15 protein-coding genes, 1 tRNA gene and 2 rRNA genes are annotated in these 20,305 nt (G+C 45.6%); 10 read left to right on the top strand and 8 right to left on the bottom strand.

Annotation, left to right across the window (positions count from 1 at the left end; genetic code table 11):
* The first annotated feature begins 54 nt into the window (after positions 1-54).
* From ABH09_RS11720 to ABH09_RS11710, 3 genes are all read left to right on the top strand, one after another.
* Positions 55-3,018, top strand: a 23S ribosomal RNA gene (locus ABH09_RS11720).
* Positions 3,019-3,133: 115 nt separating this feature from the next.
* A 5S ribosomal RNA gene (gene rrf, locus ABH09_RS11715) occupies positions 3,134-3,248 on the top strand.
* Positions 3,249-3,491: 243 nt separating this feature from the next.
* Complete coding sequence (locus ABH09_RS11710) at positions 3,492-5,027, top strand: tetratricopeptide repeat protein (RefSeq protein ID WP_253714550.1); 1,536 nt, start codon at positions 3,492-3,494, stop codon at positions 5,025-5,027.
* Between the two features lie 163 nt (positions 5,028-5,190).
* On the opposite strand, the gene ABH09_RS11705 is transcribed toward ABH09_RS11710, so the two are convergent.
* From ABH09_RS11705 to ABH09_RS11680, 6 genes are all read right to left on the bottom strand, one after another.
* Positions 5,191-5,262, bottom strand: a tRNA-Glu gene (locus ABH09_RS11705).
* A 137-nt stretch (positions 5,263-5,399) separates the two neighbouring features.
* Positions 5,400-6,332 carry a DUF4097 family beta strand repeat-containing protein gene (locus tag ABH09_RS11700; RefSeq protein WP_162664506.1) on the bottom strand — a complete coding sequence of 311 codons (933 nt, stop codon included), beginning with the start codon at positions 6,330-6,332 and terminating at the stop codon, positions 5,400-5,402.
* Between the two features lie 42 nt (positions 6,333-6,374).
* Positions 6,375-6,572 carry a hypothetical protein gene (locus ABH09_RS11695; protein WP_162664505.1) on the bottom strand — a complete coding sequence of 66 codons (198 nt, stop codon included), beginning with the start codon at positions 6,570-6,572 and terminating at the stop codon, positions 6,375-6,377.
* A 10-nt stretch (positions 6,573-6,582) separates the two neighbouring features.
* Positions 6,583-6,822, bottom strand: a complete 240-nt coding sequence (locus ABH09_RS11690; RefSeq protein WP_162664504.1) for a PspC domain-containing protein — start codon at positions 6,820-6,822, stop codon at positions 6,583-6,585.
* 71 nt (positions 6,823-6,893) lie between these two features.
* Positions 6,894-7,433, bottom strand: coding sequence for a DUF1700 domain-containing protein (locus ABH09_RS11685; protein WP_162664503.1), 540 nt, complete (start codon positions 7,431-7,433; stop codon positions 6,894-6,896).
* Positions 7,430-7,747 (bottom strand): PadR family transcriptional regulator, encoded by a 318-nt coding sequence (locus ABH09_RS11680; RefSeq protein ID WP_162664502.1) that lies wholly within the window; start codon positions 7,745-7,747, stop codon positions 7,430-7,432. Before ABH09_RS11680 ends, ABH09_RS11685 begins: the two co-directional genes overlap by 4 nt.
* A 583-nt stretch (positions 7,748-8,330) precedes the next feature.
* Here ABH09_RS11680 and ABH09_RS11675 point away from each other — a divergent pair.
* The 4 genes from ABH09_RS11675 (at position 8,331) to ABH09_RS11660 (ending at position 15,011) form a co-directional block, all read left to right on the top strand.
* The gene (locus ABH09_RS11675; protein WP_253714549.1) at positions 8,331-9,830 is read left to right on the top strand and encodes a hypothetical protein; all 1,500 of its coding nucleotides are present in this window, start codon (positions 8,331-8,333) and stop codon (positions 9,828-9,830) included.
* Positions 9,831-9,844: 14 nt separating this feature from the next.
* Positions 9,845-13,186 (top strand): tetratricopeptide repeat protein, encoded by a 3,342-nt coding sequence (locus ABH09_RS11670; protein ID WP_253714548.1) that lies wholly within the window; start codon positions 9,845-9,847, stop codon positions 13,184-13,186.
* A gap of 47 nt (positions 13,187-13,233) precedes the next feature.
* A complete protein-coding gene (gene deoC / locus ABH09_RS11665) occupies positions 13,234-13,881 on the top strand; it encodes a deoxyribose-phosphate aldolase (protein ID WP_253714547.1) in 648 nt (215 codons plus the stop codon).
* Positions 13,882-14,108: 227 nt separating this feature from the next.
* Positions 14,109-15,011 carry an amidohydrolase family protein gene (locus tag ABH09_RS11660; RefSeq protein ID WP_253714546.1) on the top strand — a complete coding sequence of 301 codons (903 nt, stop codon included), beginning with the start codon at positions 14,109-14,111 and terminating at the stop codon, positions 15,009-15,011.
* Between the two features lie 52 nt (positions 15,012-15,063).
* Here the strand turns inward: ABH09_RS11660 and mnmG are convergent, their stop codons facing one another.
* Positions 15,064-16,965 carry a tRNA uridine-5-carboxymethylaminomethyl(34) synthesis enzyme MnmG gene (gene mnmG, locus ABH09_RS11655; RefSeq protein WP_253714545.1) on the bottom strand — a complete coding sequence of 634 codons (1,902 nt, stop codon included), beginning with the start codon at positions 16,963-16,965 and terminating at the stop codon, positions 15,064-15,066.
* A gap of 138 nt (positions 16,966-17,103) precedes the next feature.
* Here mnmG and ABH09_RS11650 point away from each other — a divergent pair, with 138 nt between their 5' ends.
* Positions 17,104-17,496 (top strand): thioesterase family protein, encoded by a 393-nt coding sequence (locus ABH09_RS11650; protein ID WP_162664497.1) that lies wholly within the window; start codon positions 17,104-17,106, stop codon positions 17,494-17,496.
* Positions 17,497-17,586: 90 nt separating this feature from the next.
* Complete coding sequence (gene ruvB / locus ABH09_RS11645; RefSeq protein WP_253714544.1) at positions 17,587-18,645, top strand: Holliday junction branch migration DNA helicase RuvB; 1,059 nt, start codon at positions 17,587-17,589, stop codon at positions 18,643-18,645.
* Between the two features lie 11 nt (positions 18,646-18,656).
* Here the strand turns inward: ruvB and ABH09_RS11640 are convergent, their stop codons facing one another.
* Positions 18,657-19,643, bottom strand: a complete 987-nt coding sequence (locus ABH09_RS11640) for an RluA family pseudouridine synthase (protein WP_253714543.1) — start codon at positions 19,641-19,643, stop codon at positions 18,657-18,659.
* A 186-nt stretch (positions 19,644-19,829) separates the two neighbouring features.
* Here ABH09_RS11640 and sufU point away from each other — a divergent pair, with 186 nt between their 5' ends.
* Positions 19,830-20,252 carry a Fe-S cluster assembly sulfur transfer protein SufU gene (gene sufU, locus ABH09_RS11635; RefSeq protein WP_253714542.1) on the top strand — a complete coding sequence of 141 codons (423 nt, stop codon included), beginning with the start codon at positions 19,830-19,832 and terminating at the stop codon, positions 20,250-20,252.
* Positions 20,253-20,305: the final 53 nt, after the last annotated feature.

Below are 20,305 nucleotides of genomic sequence, written 5' to 3'. Positions count from 1 at the left end.
AGAATTCTTGACGGTTATTGAATAGATGATCGTTTTAAGAAGAGAACATAATATGGTCAAGCGAAGAATAGGTTTATGGTGGATGTCTTGGAGCCAACCGGCGAAGAAGGCCGTGATAAGCTGCGAAAAGCTTCGGGGAGGAGCACATATCCTGTGATCCGGAGATAGCCGAATGGGGTAACCCGATAGGAGTGATTCTATCATTACACTCTTGAATAAAATAGAGAGGTAAAGCAATACTGAGTGAACTGAACCATCTAAGTAACTCAAGGAAAAGACATCAAAAGAGATTCCGAAAGTAGTGGCGAGCGAAATTGGAAGAGCCCAAACCCGTTAAACGGGGGTTGTAGGGCTGCACGGGCTTACGTACAGCAAGTGATAAAGCGAATGTATAGCGGAAAGGTTTTGGGAAAGCCTGACAGAGAGGGTGAAATCCCCGTACGCGAAATACAGTCGTCTTGCCGGTGCAGTACCTGAGTACGGCGGGACACGAGAAATCCTGTCGGAATCCGGGTCGACCACGATCCAAGGCTAAATACGAGTTGGCTACCGATAGCGGACAAGTACCGTGAGGGAAAGATGAAAAGAACCCCGGTGAGGGGAGTGAAATAGAACCTGAAACCATAAACCAACAAGATGTTACAGCCCTTTATGGGTGGTAGCGTGCCTTTTGTAGAATGAGCCTGCGAGTTACGGTATGCAGCGAGGTTAAGGAATAGAAGTTCCGGAGCCGGAGGGAAACCGAGTCTGAAAAGGGCGAAGTAAGAGTTGCATGTCGTAGACCCGAAGCCAGAGTGATCTAGTCATGAGCAGGTTGAAGCAGCGGTAAAACGCTGTGGAGGATGAACTACAATCTGTTAAAAAGGTTTGGATGACTTGTGACTAGAGTGAAAGGCTAAACAAACCTGGAAATAGCTGGTTCTCCCCGAAATGCCTTTAGGGACAGCCTTATACAAAATTACCGGAGGTAAAGCACTGGATGGACTAGGGGGCTTCACCGCCTACCAAACCCAATCAAACTCTGAATGCCGGTAATCAACGTATAGGAGTGAGACTGCGTGCGACAAGGTTCGTAGTCAAAAGGGAAACAGCCCAGACCGTCAGCTAAGGTCCCGAAATACTGCTTGAGTGTGAAATGAAGTGTGGATACCTAGACAGCCAGGAGGTTGGCTTAGAAGCAGCCATTCCTTAAAAGAGTGCGTAATAGCTCACTGGTCGAGTATACATGCGCAGATAATGTAACGGGGCTAAGCAGTATACCGAAGCTACGGGTCTTATGTATTAAAAGCATAAGGCGGTAGGGGAGCATTCCATGGACTGATGAAGGTGTACCTGACAGGGGCACTGGAGGGGATGGAAGAGAGAATGCAGGTATAAGTACACGAAAAGAAAGGTGAGATTCCTTTCCGCCGAAAACCTCAGGTTTCCTGGGTAAAGGTCATCTGCCCAGGGTTAGTCGGCCCCTAAGGCGAGGGCGAAAGCCGTAGTCGATGGGAAATCGGTTCATATTCCGATACCTTTTATAATTTCGATGGCAGGACGCATGAGGCGACCCCCGGCCGGAGAACGGTTGTTCCGGTCGAAGTATTTAAGCCGTTATGAAGGATGGTAGGTAAATCCGCTATCCAAGGTGAGAAGCGACAGCGAGTGGATCGATGAGAGAAGCGAAGCGGGGTAAGTCATGGTGCCGGGAAATACTGTCTAAGGCTAGGTTATAAAAGACCGTACCGTAAACCGACACAGGTAGGTAGGATGAGAAATCTAAGGCGCTCGAGAGAACTCGCGTTAAGGAACTCGGCAAAATGCACACGTAACTTAGGGAAAAGTGTGGCCTCTGTTTAGTAATGAGTGGAGGTAGCATAAAGCAGGCCCAGGCGACTGTTTATCAAAAACACAGCCATCTGCGAATCAGTAATGAGACGTATAGGTGGTGACACCTGCCCGGTGCCGGAAGGTTAAGAGGAGCGGTGAGCAGTAATGCGAAGCTGTTAATTGAAGCCCCGGTAAACGGCGGCCGTAACTATAACGGTCCTAAGGTAGCGAAATTCCTTGTCGGGTAAGTTCCGACCCGCACGAATGGTGTAACGTATCTGGGCACTGTCTCAACGCGAGGCTCGGTGAAATTTATATACCGGTAAAGAAGCCGGTTACCCATAGTTAGACGGAAAGACCCCGTGAACCTTCACCGTAACTTACTATTGGGACTTGGTTTATCATGTGTAGAATAGGTGGGAAACAGTGAAACTTGCTCGTTAGGGTGAGTGGAGTTGCCAAGTGAAATACCACCCTTGATGAATTAGGTTTCTAACCCGTTCCGTGAAGCCGGAATGGGAACAGTGGTAGGCAGGCGGTTTGACTGGGGCGGTCGCCTCCTAAAATGTAACGGAGGTGCGCGAAGGTCTCCTCACGTCGGTTGGAAATCGACGCAGTGAGTGTAAAGGCACAAGGAGGCTTAACTGCAAGAGTGACAGCTCAAGCAGATACGAAAGTAGGTCTTAGTGATCTGGCGGTCGCGAGTGGAAGCGCCGTCACTTAACGGATAAAAGGTACTCCGGGGATAACAGGCTGATTTTCCCCAAGAGTTCACATCGACGGGAAAGTTTGGCACCTCGATGTCGGCTCATCGCATCCTGGGGCTGAAGTAGGTCCCCAAGGGTTTGGCTGTTCGCCAATTAAAGCGGTACGTGAGCTGGGTTCAGAACGTCGCGAGACAGTTCGGTCCCTATCTGCTATGGGCGTTGGATATGTGAGAGGGGCTGCTTTTAGTACGAGAGGACCGAAGTGGACGAACCTCTGGTGTACCAGTTATCCTGCCAAGGGTAAGTGCTGGGTAGCTATCGTTCGGAAGGGATAACCGCTGAAGGCATCTAAGCGGGAAGCCCACCTCAAGATTACATATCCCTCGGGGTTTAACCCCGCTAAAGACTCCTTGCACACTACAAGGTTGATAGGTTGCAGGTCTAAGCACAGTAATGTGTTCTAGCCGAGCAATACTAATAAGTCGTGAGGCTTGACCATATTATCTTCTCTTCTTTATTCTCTTTTATTTACTTTCTTTCCTGTCGCTTATCAATAATAAAGCGCTTCCCTTTATTTAATAAATTTCGTTTCTTTTTTGTTTCGTCTTTTATTGCCCGGTTGCCATAGTGGAGAGGTCATACCCGTTCCCATCCCGAACACGGAAGTCAAGCTCTCATTACGCCGATGATACTGCTCATCCAGAGTGGGAAAGTAGGTAGCTGCCGGGCTTTTTTTTACTCCTCTGAGTGGGATAAAGGTAGGTATTGATGATGTTGTTTCCTCGCCCTATCTCAAAATATTGTGTATTGTATTTATTATTTCCGATTCTTCTCTTTATATCATGTGCTACGGCAAGAAATAATACTCATACTGATTCTATATCTGGACAGACTGTTTCGGCCACTATCCTGCCATTACCTTCTGCCGCTGATTTGGCATCAAACCGTATCGACTCACAGGTTCAAACTGATATGGAAATAGCTTCGCCGGCAAGCATTCGTAGTGCCGTAACCCGTGTATATGCGACTTCTCAAGGTTTAATGAAGGAAAAACAATTGCAATTGACATTGGCTACCCGGTTGATGCGCCTTTTATATCCGCTCGAGTCTATCGATTGGAATACTCCGAATTATCAACAAGCTGACCCGTATCTTGATGCATTGGATCAAATTGAGAAAAGCAATTATCCACAAAACCTTGGAACAAATACGTTTTTCGATGCGGTTATTCCGGCAATGATTTTGATAAAGGGTGTCGGGGGGGAGGAATACGCTACTGTATTGGAAAAACGTCTCTTTATTGCAAGAGGCTTAAATCCTTCTTCTGTATTGCCCCCTTATCTTTTAGGGCTTTTATATGAGCAGCTTGGTAGGCTTTCAGATGCAGAGAATTACTATCAGATGGCATGGGCGCAAGATGAGAGCTGCTATCCGGCCGGTATGCGCTTTGCTTATTTAGCCCTCTTTAGTAATAACATTGAAACATCGCATAAAATTGCTGAAAGATTGTATACTCGTTATCCTGATGCTGTAATAATTCGACTATTACTTGCCGAAACATATCTTGACAAAAGGAATTTTGAAAAAGCTGAGGAACTTGTTTCCGCGGTCATCAAAAAAGATAATGATTTTGGGCGTGCCTTCTTTTTGCAAGTCCGGCTATATGTAGAAAAAAAAGAATATTTAGCTGCAAATACTCTGCTTGATGAGTTTGCCAAACAAAATAAGGTTGATAAGGCTTACCTTCTGTTGCGGAGCCGTGTATTACTCGAATGGAGTAAGAATATTGTTGAGGCAAAACAATGCCTTGAAAAGGCTGACTCTCTTTATCCGCAATCTCCTGATGTTATTCTCGCTTGTGCAAATTTTTGCTTTGAAACAAAAAATACCGTTAACGGGAAGACTACGAATGATTTTCTCAGTGTACTTTTAAAACAAAATCCGCGTAATATTCTTGCAATCCGCCTTTTGGTCAAAGAAGATATAGCTGAAAAACGATGGGGAAACGCCTTTGAACGCGCACAGTATCTATATAATAATAATCCTTCTGAGCAAGATATCGTGTTATATGCCCGTGTCTGCGCAGGGATGAATAACTGGGAAGAAGCGATGAATACGGCGCAAGCTGCATATATGGCTGCCGCCCAAAAGCGGCCTTCTGACGAAATTATCGCGTTGTATTTACAGGTTCTTTACGGTGCAAAAAAATACGGTACGCTTAGGCAAGTTATTAACCGCCATCTCAGTGATGCTCGATCTGCCTTAAAGTCAATTTTAATTTATTATCAAGCATTACTTGCGCCCAGCGATGAGGAGAAACTGACCCTCTTACGGTCGAGTCTTTTGTCCGATCCGCGTAGCTCGTTGACGCTCTTTGCTCTATATGAGTGGTATTTTAAGCATAAGGATTATCGCAAAGCATATTATTATTTGCAGCAAGTTATTGCGCTTGATCCTTATAATAAAACGTATCTTCAGCTTGCTGAAAAATTGGAAAGGCTTCAGTAAAAATGTAAGCGCATAATGCCGTGATTTAGTAGATTTTTTTAGCGATGAAGTGGGGCGCTAGCTGAAAAAAGGTTTTTCAGTATGAGATTGAGCGAGAAGTAAGCTGACTGTCTGGAAAATAAAAAGCCTGAAATAAACCGCGCTGTTTATTTCAGGCTTTAACCATCTCCTAGGGGAATTGAACCCCTGTTGTCGGGATGAAAACCCGATGTCCTAACCACTAGACGAAGGAGACATTAGTATTCATTGCTCAACAATGAGATATATTTATATCTCAAAAAAACATTATTGTCAAGTAGCTCTTTTTTATTTTTTATTCTATCGGAAAATTCAAAAACAGCAGGATGCGTTTCTGCTTTCGTATATATAACGTTATTCGGTAAAATTGATATTGACTTCCCCGATACCGGCTTTAACACGGATGGTATGCAGCGCATTTTGATTGTTGATACGGAATGTGGAGTCGATCCCTGTCGCACTGCGTCCGTCTATCAGTATCGAACCGATCCCTGAGGTAGCATTGATCAAATAATCGTCTTTTTTCCCATTTATGCGCATGTCTATTTCGCCGATTCCTGCGTTAATTTCAAGTTTCGTAAAAATTCTGCCGTCAAAGACGGTCTCTCCGATGCCGGTGTTCATCACAGTATCCGTAAAACTACAATTGTGAAAGACTGTTTCTCCTACGCCTGTTTCGATGTTTACATTTGAGGCGGTAATATTTTTGACGTCTACTTTACCTGCTCCGCTATTCAATTTAAACCGTTGATTTGCAGTAAAACCGTCAAGTATCAGTAAGCCAGCCCCGATATTGATGTTAGCGGTATCAAACAGTGTATTTTGAGGTATCTTAACCGTGATGGCTGTTTTAGAACGTCCCAGCCTGTCGCCTTTCCATCCGAATGGCCAACTCCATGTGTGGTTCTTTTTTGTGCTGATTACTAAGGTGTCGCCGTCAATTTGTACGGAAGCTCCGATCCTTTTTGTGTTATTTGTGATGCTGTAGGCAATGGATTGCTTATCATGCGGTTCAATTCGCAGCGCGGCATAAGAAACATCCGCTTTTAGCTGTTTTAGAACGGAAGCATCAGATATGAGCTGTGTTTCATTCGTATGTGTCGATAGGGCACTACTTGTATTTTCGTTATCCATACTCAATTCCTCCTTGTCCATACACCATCCCTCATCGAGATAACCATTGTCGTAGAAGGTCTTTTTCACGTTGCCACCCATCAGAATTCCAATAATGATGAGGAGTCCTCCAATTCCAATAATTGTAAATACCGTTCTTATTCTTCTTTTCATCGATATAATCCTAATATTCTAAAAACATATCTTAGCAATATTCTAAAATAAGAATGCTAAACCGCTGAAAAATAATCCTGCCAATAGGAGAGGGATGCTGCATAAAATCATAATAATCAACGTAATGCTAAAGATTAAGAGTTTGAATGAGAATTTCAGGAGACCGCCTGCGATGGCAAAGACTAATCCGCCTATTCCGAACAGACTAAGCAGAATGCACAAAATAATGATCATCAGCATTTTCCTCTCCTTACCGGTCAGTATCGCTTGTGTTTTTCCTGATATACTCGTATTCGAGCGGTTCTTCTTTTTTAATAGGCATTACCAATGCGCAGATAATATAGCAGAAAATACCGCTTCCGAAAAAAAGAGTCGCAAGAATCCACAGCAACCGGATAACGGTTGAGTCGATGTCAAAGTATTCGGCAATACCGCCGCATACGCCGCAGATTTTCTTATCGCTTTCACTTCGATAGAGTTTCTTGTCCATATAAGCCTCCAATGTATGTAGTTTTAAGAATCACTAAAAGCTCACTTGAGCTTTTAGCAATGCTCGCTCATTTATTTATTTGATTTGTTTTTAATATGCTTGCCAATAGCGACAATTAAGGCGCTGATGCCGTAAAAGATCAGAAGTGCAAAACCGACAAGTATTAATGCACTGCCGAACAATAATAAGGCTGTGGCAGAGCCGAAAAACAAGCTGCCGATTCCTTTGATAAAAATTGCACCGGCGGCAATTATCAAAGCAAAGACAACTGCAAAGCCGGCAAATCCGAGCGCTACGATAGTTACCACTGCGGCAATGATAAGCGGTACCGCAACGGGCGCGGCGCAAATAGCCAGTATGGTAAACCAAAAAGCGCGCCAGCCACTTTTTGTAGAAGCGCGGGCTTTTTTTGCTTCTTTTACGGCATAATCGGATAAAATTTTTGAAGCAACATGTGCGGGGCTTCTCAGTTCCCGTATTACCTCTTGTTCATTTTGACTGCCGGCCTCGTCAAAGTATTCTTCGTAATACTGTAATGCAGCTTGTAAATCTTCTTTTGGCAGTCGGTGCAGCCGTGCAGCCAGCTCAGTCATAAATTCTCTACGGGTCATGAATGCTGTGCTCCTTTAAAAATTTTTTCAATCAATTCCTTGTAAGACTTCCATTCGTCGCAGTATAAGCTCTGCTGCCTTTTTCCTGCGGACGTTATGCGATAATATTTTCTATTGCGCCCATCAATAGGCATATCATATGTTTCTAAAAAACCGGCACTTTGCAAGCGTTTTAATACCGGATAGAGTGTCGATTCGGAGATGGACATGACGTCCTTTACATCCTGTGTTAACTTATATCCGTAGGAGTCTTCATTACTCAAGAGGGCGAGCACGCAAGCTTCAAGCAATCCTGAGTTAATTGAAAAAAGCACTTTTACCTCCTGAGGTTTATATTTCTAAATATACGCAACCATTTGTGGAAAAATCTAACCAAGTTGTTAGAGATACTCTCATCTTAGGTTGCAACTTTTATAATATTATTCATAATATAATATGTTGTCAAGTATAATATTTAAGAAAATATTACGATTGGCCGTTACACTCTCCTCATGACAACCGCACTGAAAATATGCTAAACAGGTTTCCCCGTTTGTGCGAAATTTTAAGCAAAATTTTGCACAGTTTATTTTAGGAGAAGGATAAACGCATCAGATGAATAAATCCAATTCCGTAGAATAAAGAGGTTGTGAGACAATTTGAACCGCAAAGAGGTTCAACTCTGGTTGAACGGCCTCTTTATTCGTGCGGAGGGTTTAATCCCCCGACGCTTGCGTCGTAACAAAGGGTATTAAAGCCGACTGCAACCACCTTATGAGAACAACATACCCCGACGCTTGCGTCGAGGTTGTTGATTCTGCGGGACTGTTAAAAAATGAACTGATGCGTTTGTCCTAACGTTCCGGTCTATTAAAACTTCCTTAAATGATATATACTTCTGACCGATAATTGAAAGCGATGATGTGTATAAAAAAGATTTTTGCAGTGCTGTTTTTTTTCTCAAGCGTTCTTACTGTCTCCTTTACCGACCCCGCAGTGTTTGAATTAGGCGGAAAACATGGCTGGGGAATGTTGCAGTATACCGAAAATATACAGATGTGTCCGGGAAAATATGGGAATCCCGGTATTTCACTCAGCAGCAGTGCTCCAAAAATAACGCAGGAAACCGATCTTTATCTCAATTTCGATTCCCCTTCTATTGTAGAGGAGACTAGTTCCTATACGGTTGCCTCTTCGAATATGCGTTTCATAGGAGCTGAACAGGCGAAACTCGGCGCAGGGGCGGCGATGTGCAGTCCCCATATAAAAACTGCAGGGTTAGTGCTAAAACCGCAGGACGGTTCTTTTTTTGCAGGCGAAAGTTCTGCCGGATCGTTTACGATTGAATTCTGGATAGCGCCGGCGGTTACCGAGAGCGGTAGTATTATTCTACAGTGGTATTCGTCATATTTTGAAAAAGAACGCTTGACCGATCAACATATCATTGCACAGATTATTCAAAACAAGGTGCAATGGGATTTTTTTAACATTTGGCAGGATAAATATAATAACGGTATTTCCATTTTGCTGCGGGGACGCACCAATTTAATTCCATCGCAGTGGTCACATCATTTGATTACGTATGATGAAGAAATCGGGCTGTTAGAGTACCGGATGAATGGGCATACGGAGAATATCGTCTACGTTACCGAGAATGGGCGAGAAAGCGATGCCATCTTATTATCAAAAATGGGGCACGCAGCAGACCTTTCAATCGGCGTGCATTATTCGGGATTACTTGATGAAATGAAAATAACCAAGCGATTTATTGAACCGCCGACTTTTGCCGAGCAGACTGCACTGTTTGACCGGTACCACCTTAATGGAGGGCGTTTCGAATCTCTGATTATTGATTCGGGGGGCTCTCTGTCTGAGGCCAAACTGTTAACCGTCTCTGCAGATACGCCGGTACAAACGGATGCTGTATTTTTTATTCGCTCCGGAGAGAACCGCTATGCATGGACAGATACGGAGCCGGCATGGAAACCTATACGCAGCGGGCAGGCAATTACGGGGATGCGAGGGCGGTTCTTCCAAATTGCGGGTGATTTGTATCCGGATGCAGAGGGACAGAAAACGCCTATTGTACATTCCATCAGCCTTGAATATGAAAAAGACTCAGAACCGCTGCCTCCTGCGCGCTTATTTGCAGAACCGAAAGACGGTAGTATCGAGTTGTCATGGACGCCATCGATTGATTTTGATGTAAAAGGTTATATGGTATATTATGGAGAACGCCGAGGAGAATATTTTTCGGCAGGCTCACCTCTGAATGTGGGTAAAGTCCTTTCTTATCGCATACCGAATTTGCATAACGGTAAAATTTATTTTTTTGCCGTTGCTGCCTATGATGACGAGGCAGGTACGCGGGTAGGGGCGTTTTCTCAAGAAGTATGGGCAAGGCCGCGGAAGGAATAGCGGTCAGAGGGATTATGTCAGACTCACTTGATTTTATCTTTGAACGTGCGAATTCAGCTTTAATTACTCAAGATTTCGAATATGCTGAACGGTTGTTGACCAATGTGCTGAAAAAACATCCGGACATACTACCGAGTGATAAGGAAAAAATTGAGAACTTGTTAGCGCGCGTTTATGGTGATGAAGGTAATCTTGAGCAGTCACTTGCGACTTATCTTTACTTATATGAACGTGCTCCCGATAATATTGAGCTGATGCTGAACCTCGGCCGTATCTATCGCCATTTGGAGCGTTATGAAGAAGCACTCAAGATATTAGAGAAAGCACAGGCGATCGGCGGCGATACCGATGAAGTATTATACAGTCTTGCAAAAACCTATAAAAAGATGGGGGAGTATGCAAAATCTGCTGAGTATTTTTCCCGCGCAATCGAAGTTAAACCTGATCATGCCCATGCCTATGATCGGCTCGGTAATCTGTATGTTTTAACCGGTGAAACGGATAAAGCAATTGAAATATATAAGCAGGGTCTCCGCGTAGACTCTAATCATCCCTATTTGAATTTCCACCTTGCCGGACTTTTATGCCAAGAAAAGAGGTATGAAGAAGCGATTGTATATTACAACTCGGCGCTTCGTGTTAATCCGGCATGGGGGGAAGTATTGACGGGCATCGCTGCTGCCTATTTACAACTGGATAAACTTGATGATGCATTGAATACCTATCGATCGTTGCTTCGTATAGCCGGTGAAAATGCTCCGCTTTATACTAAGCTCGGTTATCTTTTTGAAAAGAAACAGCTTCAACAAGAAGCTGAGCAATATTATTATGACGCGTTAGCAATTGATTTCGGATATGCTCCTGCTGCACTTGCCTTAACAAATCTTTTAGAAAAGAAACAGCGGTATAATGAAGCGCTTCCAATCTTACTTGCTGCGGAATCTGCTCCGGTAAATACCGACAATCATGCACTACGGCTTAAGGCTATCCAAATGTGCATATATGCTAAAGATTATGCAAAGGCTCATGAGCTTTTTGGACGGCTGGACACAGAACACAATAACAGTCTCAATGCTCTTAAATTACGGGGAGAGTTGTATGCCCTTACAGGCGAGGTTGAACGAGCTGAAGAGACATTCAGACAAATATTAAACATAGCGCCGTCAGCGATAGAATTCCGCCAAGAACTCGCGGAGCAGTATCTTTTGGCGCATAAATATGAGGAAGCTAAGGAGCAGCTGAGGCTCTTCTTGAAGCAAAAGCCGATCGATATTTCCGCATTGATGGCATTAGGTAGAACCGAAGAATTGCTGAATAATCCTCAGGCTGCATATCAAGAATATCAAAAAGTACTCGAATTAAAACCGAATGCTATTGAAGCTCGATCTGCTCTTTCGCGGTTATTTCAAAAACGAGGGGATACGCTTGAGGCATTAAAAACGGCAAATGAGATCCTTAATATGCAGAGCGACTCCGAATCTGATGAACCGGGACAAGATATGGCTGCCTCACTTGATCTCTATGAGCAGGCAGCAGAAAACTATATAGCGGATCCGTTGTTAACCAAAAACCTTGAACAGCTGAAATCTGACGATTCGGATCTTTATATTTCTCCGGCTGAGCTGAACCCGGAGCCAAAACAGAGAATTCCTTCATTACGAGATATATCAATATCCGAGCGAGAACTCCCTTTTGAAATGCTTATCGAAGGGACTGAAGAAGTGAAAGAACTCCCGTCGGAAAAAGACGATGTTTCTATGGACGGTATACAGTTGACAACTGGTCAACAATCGGATATATCCGGTCAGCCCGTATTTCCGTCCCAGCCAAGCGCGGTATCTGTACCCCATGCATTCGGCGCCGGGAATTTTGATGCTACCGGGCTTGCAGCAACAGGACGTAGTGCCGGTGACATTCCGCAAGTAAAAACCGGCTTGTCGGATGGCCAAGTAGGTGTAGCAGCCAGTGAGACTTTTGCTTCTCCTGTCGATGAACTTTATCTTAATCCTAATCATCTTGGAAATAGTGCCACCTTTGGTGTAGGCAGTATCTCTCAAAAAAATGCACGCGCATTGCATAAACGCCAAGATCTTCTTCGTGACGAGGTAATACAGGAAAGATTAAAAGATATGGATATCTACGGAACGACAATCGGTTTTTTACAGGATGTCATTTCAGATATTGATAAGCAACTGGATGAAAACCAATATGCACAGGCAGTCGAGGTTTTGGCTGAAAGGATAGCTGAAAATCTTAGTCGAAAAATACCGCTTCAATCGACCGCTCTAAAGCAAGAACCTGAGGAGCAACCGGTTCAATCGGAAGAACAGACATTGCAAGAATCGGCGGAAATATCTCAAGAAGACAGAGTGGCAGCCGCTACCACAGAAGAAGCTATTGCGACAGTAGAGGAAGCCGAAGACACTGCTGCTGCCACAGAAGCAGCAGTAGAAGAAGAAAATACTGCTGCTGTAGCAGAAAAGGAATCCGAAGACACTCCCGTAGAAGAGGAAGCTGTTGCAGTAACAGAAGGGGAGGAATGTCTACAGATTGCCGAACCACAGGAAACTTTCCCGGATACGGAAGAAGATCGTGTGCCGGTTGATAAGGATGTATCGGTGAATGATGATAGTGTTCAGGTTGTCGAAACTGCGGAAGAAGATATTTTTGGCACCGAGGAAAATCAGGCAATTTCACTTGAAACCGAAACTGTTCCGATTGATGAAATAATGGAGCAAGATCATGCCGAAGCGGTTACAGAAGGTGCAGTGGAGGAAGAACCTGTTGATATTCAATCTGATCTAAATCAAGAAGGTGACGCAGAAGTTGCCGTTGAGGATGAAGAAGTTGCTGCTTCCGAAGATTCCGAGATAGAGGAAGAATATGAGTCGAGTGATAACCAAACGCCATTTGTCCTTGATCAGGAACAGCAAAATCTTTTATGGTGCCATGCAAAACACCAGATTAAAGACTCACCTTCATTTGAGCAATATCTTAATACTACCGATCCCGAACAGCTTGCTCAGTTGTTCTTGTATTTGCGTGATTTAGCCGCCTATCTTCCGCAAGAAGAGCTCGAAATATTTCTTAACAGCAGTGAAAGAATACAGATATATTATATTATTGCCCGGTTGTCGGGAGAACTGGGACTTAAAGAACGTGCGAATCTTATTAAGCAGGCCTGCAGCGTAGCGAGTGCTCAGCCGCCATATAATGATGTATCAGTATTTAAATTGCTGAGTTATTTACGTGATTTAAGTATTGAGTTGCCGGATCAGGATTTGGGGATAAGAGTAAGACAGGAATTGGAACAATTAATGGCGAATATGTCGGCGGTGTTGCCTGACTTATCATAAGATGCAAAGATACCAAATAGGTGTCTGTTATTTTTTAGGAGAATAACATGGAATTAAATAAGTATATCGATCATACTTTATTAAAGCCTAATGCCGTCGAGGCAGAGCTTGTTACTTTGTGCAAAGAAGCGAAGGAATATCATTTTGCTTCGGTTTGTGTGAATCCTTGCAATGTTGCGTTGGTAAAAAAAGAACTTGCAGGCTCCGATGTTATGACGTGCAGCGTTATCGGTTTCCCATTCGGCACACAGACAACCCAAGTAAAATGTGCTGAGACTGAACAAGCGTTAAAAGATGGCGCTGACGAAATCGATATGGTGATTAATATCGGAAAATTGCTGGAAGGCAATACAAGCTATGTTGAAAAAGAAATTGCTGCGCTTGCCTCAATCTGCCATGCAAAAAAAGCTCATTTAAAGGTCATTGTGGAGACTTGCTATTTGTCCGAAAAGGATATTGCAAATGTCTGTGTTGCGGTTGAACAGGCCGGGGCGGATTTTATTAAAACTTCTACCGGTTACGGTCCGCGCGGAGCATCGCTTGAAGATATCACTTTATTTAAGAAATATCTCAAAAAAGATACCAAGATTAAGGCGTCAGGCGGTATTCGCAGTCGTGAGGATGCGCTTAAATATATTGAAGCAGGGTGTTCAAGGATTGGCACTAGTAGCGGCGTCAAAATAATTAAGGGGTAGATGCGCCGATCGATTGCTGTTTTCTCAAGCATGGTGAGTGAATGAATTGAAACTGTCGTATTGATGCCGTACAAATGATATACTTGCGGAGTATCTCGGAGGATATTCCGGCGAATACTATAAGAGTCAGGGGCTTCAAGATTTCCCGATATTTACCGATAATTATACCGTCGGCTTGTCGGAATATGCATGTCGGATATCAGTAGAGGCGCAAAAAGGGTTTTAGAATGAAAGATATTGAGTATTTAAAATCGCGACCAAAGTCGGATACGCATAATCATCTTAATTTGAGCATGAAGTATGAACACTACAAGCATTGGGCGGGTGTGGTTATTCCGAATTTTCCCCGCAAAATGGCAGGTCTCGATGAAATGCATCAAGTAATCGGTTCTTATACCCGCCCGCGCTGTAAAACGGCAAAAGACGTCAAAGCCCTTTTCGAAATGTCCATTCAGGATGCGATTGCCGACAACGTTGTTTGGCTTGAAACGTCAATTGATATCGGTTTTATAAAGCATTACGACAACAATATTGATAAGTTCTTATCGGATGTTTCGAGGCTTGTATCAAAATACAAAAAACAAATTGAAATACGCCCCGAAGTCGGTATTCCGAAAACACTCGACCGAGATTTTATTCGCACGTGGGTATATCCGCTTTTTGAAAGCAAGGTATTTAAGAATGTCGATTTATATGGCCCCGAGGTTTTTGAAGGGATCGAGGATTTCGGTTATATCTTTAAACTGGCCGAAAAACATAATATCAAAAAGAAAGCGCATATCGGAGAATTTTCGGATGCACAATCGGTTCGTAAATTCGTTGAATTTTTTGAGTTGGATGAAGTGCAGCACGGTATCGGAGCCGCTTCTGACGATTCGGTGCTGAAATTTTTAGCCGATCGTAAAATACGCTGTAATGTGTGTCCGATGAGCAACGTGATGCTGAGCGCCGTCCCCAGTTTAAAAGAGCACCCCATCAAAAAAATGATCGATGCGGGAATTCCGATAGGGCTCGGTACCGATGATCTGTTGTTCTTCGGCAAGACAAACAGCGATCAACTCTACGATATGCTGGAATGCGGGCTTATTACCGATGCTGATGCTGAGATGCTGATGGCGGTGCGGGGCTAGGTGATTCGTCTTCTCTGCGATTAGCCGGAGAATATACGAAACTAATCTTTTCTTATTTTATCGCGACCATCAATACCATAATGTCCGAAGGGCGGATGCCGGGAATTCTGCTTGCCTGTCCGATTGTTGTGGGCATTACCCGCTTTAAGCGTGCAAGCGATTCCGTCGAAAGCCCCGAAACCGCATCGTAGTTAAAATTCGGCGGGATGCGGCTCGTTTCCATCTTCTTCATTTTATCAATTCGTTTATCCTGCGCAATAATGTAATGCTCATAGCGGATTTCAAGTTCCGCCGAGTTTTTAATTGTCTCGGAATACTGTGCACTTGCGGGATCGCATCGACAGATCAGCTCAAGCGGAATGAGCGGATCGTGCAGCGCGTCGGCGAAAGACTTGCCGAGATGACACTGCAACGCGGGTTCCGCCTCCACAATGCTGCCGGTAATTTTCACCTCCCGCCAGTGTTTAATAAGCTCACCGCGCTGTGCAAGTTTTTCCTGCAGGCGGGTAAAGGAGCTTTGCTTTTGCAAGCCGATGCGGTATGCACGCTCGGTGAGCCGCTCATCGGCAGTATCGTGCCGGAGCTTGAGCCGGTATTCGGCGCGGGCGGTGAACATTCGGTAGGGTTCATCGACCCCTTGCGTGATAAGGTCGTCGATCATTACGCCAATGTAGGCTTCGTCGCGGCGGAGTGTGAACGGTTCGTAGGCTGCCGGTTGTGCGCTGCTGTGGCTGAAAGCTCGGGCGTACAGCGTTGCGTTGATTCCGGCGATGAGGCCTTGGCCGCCCGCTTCTTCGTAGCCGGAGGTGCCGTTAATCTGCCCCGCGGTAAAAAGCCCTGCGATCCGGCGGGTTTGTAAGTCTGGCCCCAGCTGCAGCGGAGAGACAACTGCATAATCGACTGCATACGCGGGGCGGGTGATTACGGCATCGGCAAAACCGGTGAGGGTGCGGAGCATTTGATCCTGCACATCCTCCGGCAGCGAAGATGAAAATCCGTTGATGTACAGCTCATCGCTCATCAGGCCTTCCGGTTCGATATACAGTTGGTGCCGCGTGCGTTCGGGGAACTTCCGTACCTTATCCTCGATGGAAGGGCAGTAGCGGGCGCCCGTTGCGTGAATTTTCCCCGAAAAAAGCGGCGAGCGGTGAAAGTTTTGCCGGATAACCTCGTGGGTATGCTCGTTGGTGTAGCAGACATAGCACACTGCCGAGGGGCGAAATATTTCCGCCGTGTCGAAGGAGAACGGACGCATCACCGCATCCGCTTCCTGTATTTCCAGCTGAGAAAGATCGACTGATTTCCTCAGTACGCGGCAGGGGGTACCGGTTTTGAGCCTGCTCATCGTGAAGCCCTTGCGTGCAAGGGCGGTACCGAGCCCAATCGCCGCTTTTTCGCCGAGGCGGCCTTCTTCAGCTTCGAACTCGCCGATGTAGATTTTCCCTTCCATAAAGGTTCCGGTGGTAAGCACCACCGCCCGTGCGGAAATTGTCCTGCCGCGCGCCGTCAGTACCGCCTGTACGCTACCACCTTCTACAAGCCCGCTTTCTGCAGTCTGCGAGGAGATAACATCAACAACCGTATCTTGATAAATATGGAGATTTTTTTCTTTTTCGAGGGTGTACTGCGCAGTCTGCGCATATAAGAATTTATCCGCCTGAATGCGGGGGGATTGCACTGCCGGCCCGCGGCTTTTATTGAGGAGGCGGTATTGAATCATACAAGCATCAGCGAGTTTTCCCATCTCGCCGCCGAGGGCATCTATTTCCCGCACGATATTGCCTTTGGAAACGCCGCCAATCGAGGGGTTGCAGGACATCCTGCCGATAGTATCAACCGTTTGTGTAATAAGAAGGGTTTGTGCGCCCATCCGCGCGGCAGCGAGCGAGGCTTCAATGCCCGCGTGCCCTCCGCCGACGACAATTACGTCATAGTCCGAATAACGAAAATTCATAGCGGATATTATAGCGAAACGGCTCCTGTTTGTCTGGCATAGATTTGTATTTTCGGCTATAACTATGTAAAAAGCAAGGCAATCGCTTGAAATAGTGCCAATGCGATTACCCTGATGTACAACTAGTTGGAGGCAGCTATGGAAGTCGGGATTAAAGGAGATTATACCTTTGTTGTTACAAAGGAGATGCTCGCAACTGCGGTGGGGAGCGGGACGGTGGAGGTATTTGCGACACCGGCTATGATTGCTCGAATGGAAGATACGGCAACGCGCAGCGTGATGCCGTATTTGGACGAGGGGCAGGCAACGGTCGGTACCCATGTGGATGTACGGCATCTTGATGCAACCCCTGAGGGGATGAAGGTTTCAATCCATACCGAATTGGTAGAGATCAATGCAAATGGGAAATTTCTGACCTTTCAGGTTGAAGCGCGTGATGAGCGCGGCGTGATAGGCAGCGGTATTCATGAACGGGCGATTATCAATGTCGACCGCTTTATGGAAAAAGTAAATAAAAAGAAAAACGCATAACTCAAATTACATGTAAGGGAAACCTCAAAAAAACGAGATTTTTAGAGGTTCCTACTATTTTAATACGATGAGTATCTTTTAGCAATGCAGATGAACGGCGAAATATATCAGGATAATGAAATAGATGAATTCGGCATTATACGCGGAGAAAAGCGTGCGGGGGATGAAAAAGACCGCGCGTTGCGCCCGCAGCTTTTGAAGGATTTTCAGGGACAGCAAAACATCAAAGAAAACCTGTCGGTCTTTATCAAAGCGGCGCGGAGTAGGGGAGAGAGCCTTGATCACCTTTTTTTGATTGGGCCTCCTGGGCTGGGAAAAACTACCCTTGCGCAAATTACCGCGCAAGAGCTTGGCGTTGAATGCAAGATCACCGGCGCCCCCGCCCTCGATAAACCTAAGGATTTGGCGGGTATTTTGACAACGCTGTCCGAACGGAGCGTATTCTTTATCGACGAAATTCATCGGTTAAAGCCCGCCATCGAAGAAATGCTCTATATCGCTATGGAAGATTATGAGCTTGACTGGATTATCGGGCAAGGGCCGGGGGCGCGGACTGTTCGTATTCCGCTGCCGCCGTTTACGCTGATCGGTGCGACAACTCGTGCCGGTATGGTTTCCAGTCCGCTTATTAGCCGGTTCGGGATCGTGCAGCGCTTTGAATTTTACAGCGACGAAGAGCTTGCTTCCATTATTATGCGTTCCGCCGATATCCTCGAAATTAACATCGGGAAAAAAGCGGCCGTTGCACTTGCCCGCTGTTCCCGCGGAACCCCACGCGTTGCCAATCGGCTGCTGAGGCGTATGCGGGATTTTGCGTTTATCGAAGGCAGTGATACTATCCGCGAAACAACCGTTGCGCAGGGATTGGAAAAATTGCACATCGACCGGCTCGGTTTGGAAAACTATGACCGGCAGATACTCCGCTCTATCATCGAAAACTACGGAGGGGGACCGGTTGGGGCGGAGACCCTTGCGATTTCTATCGGGGAGTCGCAAGATACGCTTGAAGACTACTACGAACCCTACCTTATTCAAACGGGACTGTTGCAGCGTACTCCGCGCGGACGTATGGTTACGGAAAAAGCATACACCCATCTCGGACTAAAAATTCCGGCGTCAGCGGCGCAGACCGGCAGCCTTTTTGAGTAGACCGGCTGCCGCTAGAAGCCATCCGGCAGCGGTGCGCTCACCGTCATTGTGTTTTTGCTAATGGGATGCGAGAATATCAAGCTTTGTGCATGGAGCATTGTGCGCTTGTATTCCGGTGCGCCGTAAAGTGTGTCGCCTAAAATTGGCAAACCGACCGACGCAAGGTGAACGCGGATCTGGTGGGTGCGTCCCGTAAGCGGACGCGCTTCAATCTTGACGGCAGAAATACCGCCGATCATGCAGCGTTCCAAAACTGTAAACTCCGTGCGCGCATACAATCCGCCGTGCGTCGTGCTCAGCTCTCCCCACTTTGCCCGTGTGCTTTTAGGGCTTATGCGCCCGATATTATTCTCTACAAAAAACTTGGAGCCTTTCTCCAAATTACGGTATCGCTGCGTATTTCCCTTGTTTCCTGCAACGGCACATACGGCGCGGTAGATTTTTTGCGCGGTGTGTTTTTCAAATATTTCGTGAACGGCAGCATTTACAGCGCGGTTTTTTGTAAACATAATAACGCCGCTGGTTTCGCGGTCAAGGCGGTGCATGATCCCTGCGTAAGGAGGATTTCGGAGCGCGGCTTTTGTCCATAAGTAGCGTACAACCGCCGCGTGCAGGCAGTCCCGCTTTTCGCCGCCGACAATCGTTTCTTCCGTCGGAAAAAATGCCGGCTTGTTCACGGCAATCAAATTGTTGTCTTCATAAAGCACATCAGCGGCAGTCAATTCAAAGGCAATATCATCCGCCTGTTTTTCAAAGAAGAATTTTTCTTTATCGAATTCGGCGCAGACAATCTGCCCTTGCAAAAGCTCATATGAAGGGCGGCGAATCTGTAGTCCGTCAACACTGACTGCTCCTGCGATAATCATCCGCCGTATTTTTGAATTTGACAGAGGCGTAATAGAAGCGTTTTCAACCGGAACGGATACGGCCTGAACAAGTTCCGAACGTAGGAAAATGTCGAGTCGCGTTTTTGTTTCTATCTGAAACGTGAATTTCATCTGATTATGATAGCCCTTTTGTGGAAGCATAGCTAGCTTATTGAGCGTATTTATCTTTCAATAAGTTTGTATTGCGGTAATGCTTCATTAACATGATTTACTATACTAATGGAACTATTTTGTGTAAAATTATCACCGAACTTTTTAGATTGAATCTTTTAGGTGATAGCAATAGAGGAGCGGGACGTGAGCATCGAGACGGTATATCAACAAACATTATTGGATTATTCGCGGAGAATCGAACATAAACATCAGTTGGACGGAGCGACCGGCATTGAGCGCGGGCATAATCCCAGCTGCGGCGACGATTTAACTTTGCTGATTAAGCAAAAGGACGGGATTGTTGAGGACGCTTCTTTTTTAGGCGCCGGTTGTGCGGTTTCAACCGCTTCTACCAATATGCTGATCGATTTAATCAAAGGCAAAACGGTTAAAGAGGCGCAGCATTGCCTTGAGGTGTTTTTTAATATGATGGCAGGAAAGCCGCAGCCCGAGGAAGAATTGGAGAGCCTCGGTGATGCGCAGATTCTCAGCTATTTTGCCGAAATGCCTGCCCGCATCAAATGCGCGACACTGAGCTGGCACAGCGCACAGGTTTTACTCAAATAAGATAATCGGACATTTCAGGACAACCTCACCGGAACATCAGGCATGGAAACTAA

The sequence above is a fragment of the Treponema sp. OMZ 803 genome, assembly GCF_024181165.1.
Lineage (GTDB): Bacteria > Spirochaetota > Spirochaetia > Treponematales > Treponemataceae > Treponema.
This window is presented reverse-complemented; position numbering and strand designations above follow the sequence as displayed.

Excerpts from the sequence above, each read along its gene's own strand:
- ABH09_RS11695 (WP_162664505.1), bottom strand. The coding sequence starts at position 6,572 with ATGCTGATGATCATTATTTTGTGCATTCTGCTTAGTCTGTTCGGAATA.
- ABH09_RS11640 (WP_253714543.1), bottom strand. The coding sequence starts at position 19,643 with ATGAAATTCACGTTTCAGATAGAAACAAAAACGCGACTCGACATTTTC.
- deoC (WP_253714547.1), top strand. The coding sequence starts at position 13,234 with ATGGAATTAAATAAGTATATCGATCATACTTTATTAAAGCCTAATGCC.
- ABH09_RS11660 (WP_253714546.1), top strand. The coding sequence starts at position 14,109 with ATGAAAGATATTGAGTATTTAAAATCGCGACCAAAGTCGGATACGCAT.
- ruvB (WP_253714544.1), top strand. The coding sequence starts at position 17,587 with ATGAACGGCGAAATATATCAGGATAATGAAATAGATGAATTCGGCATT.
- mnmG (WP_253714545.1), bottom strand. The coding sequence starts at position 16,965 with ATGAATTTTCGTTATTCGGACTATGACGTAATTGTCGTCGGCGGAGGG.
- ABH09_RS11685 (WP_162664503.1), bottom strand. The coding sequence starts at position 7,433 with ATGACCCGTAGAGAATTTATGACTGAGCTGGCTGCACGGCTGCACCGA.
- ABH09_RS11670 (WP_253714548.1), top strand. The coding sequence starts at position 9,845 with ATGTCAGACTCACTTGATTTTATCTTTGAACGTGCGAATTCAGCTTTA.
- ABH09_RS11675 (WP_253714549.1), top strand. The coding sequence starts at position 8,331 with ATGATGTGTATAAAAAAGATTTTTGCAGTGCTGTTTTTTTTCTCAAGC.
- ABH09_RS11700 (WP_162664506.1), bottom strand. The coding sequence starts at position 6,332 with ATGAAAAGAAGAATAAGAACGGTATTTACAATTATTGGAATTGGAGGA.
- ABH09_RS11710 (WP_253714550.1), top strand. The coding sequence starts at position 3,492 with ATGGAAATAGCTTCGCCGGCAAGCATTCGTAGTGCCGTAACCCGTGTA.
- ABH09_RS11650 (WP_162664497.1), top strand. The coding sequence starts at position 17,104 with ATGGAAGTCGGGATTAAAGGAGATTATACCTTTGTTGTTACAAAGGAG.
- ABH09_RS11690 (WP_162664504.1), bottom strand. The coding sequence starts at position 6,822 with ATGGACAAGAAACTCTATCGAAGTGAAAGCGATAAGAAAATCTGCGGC.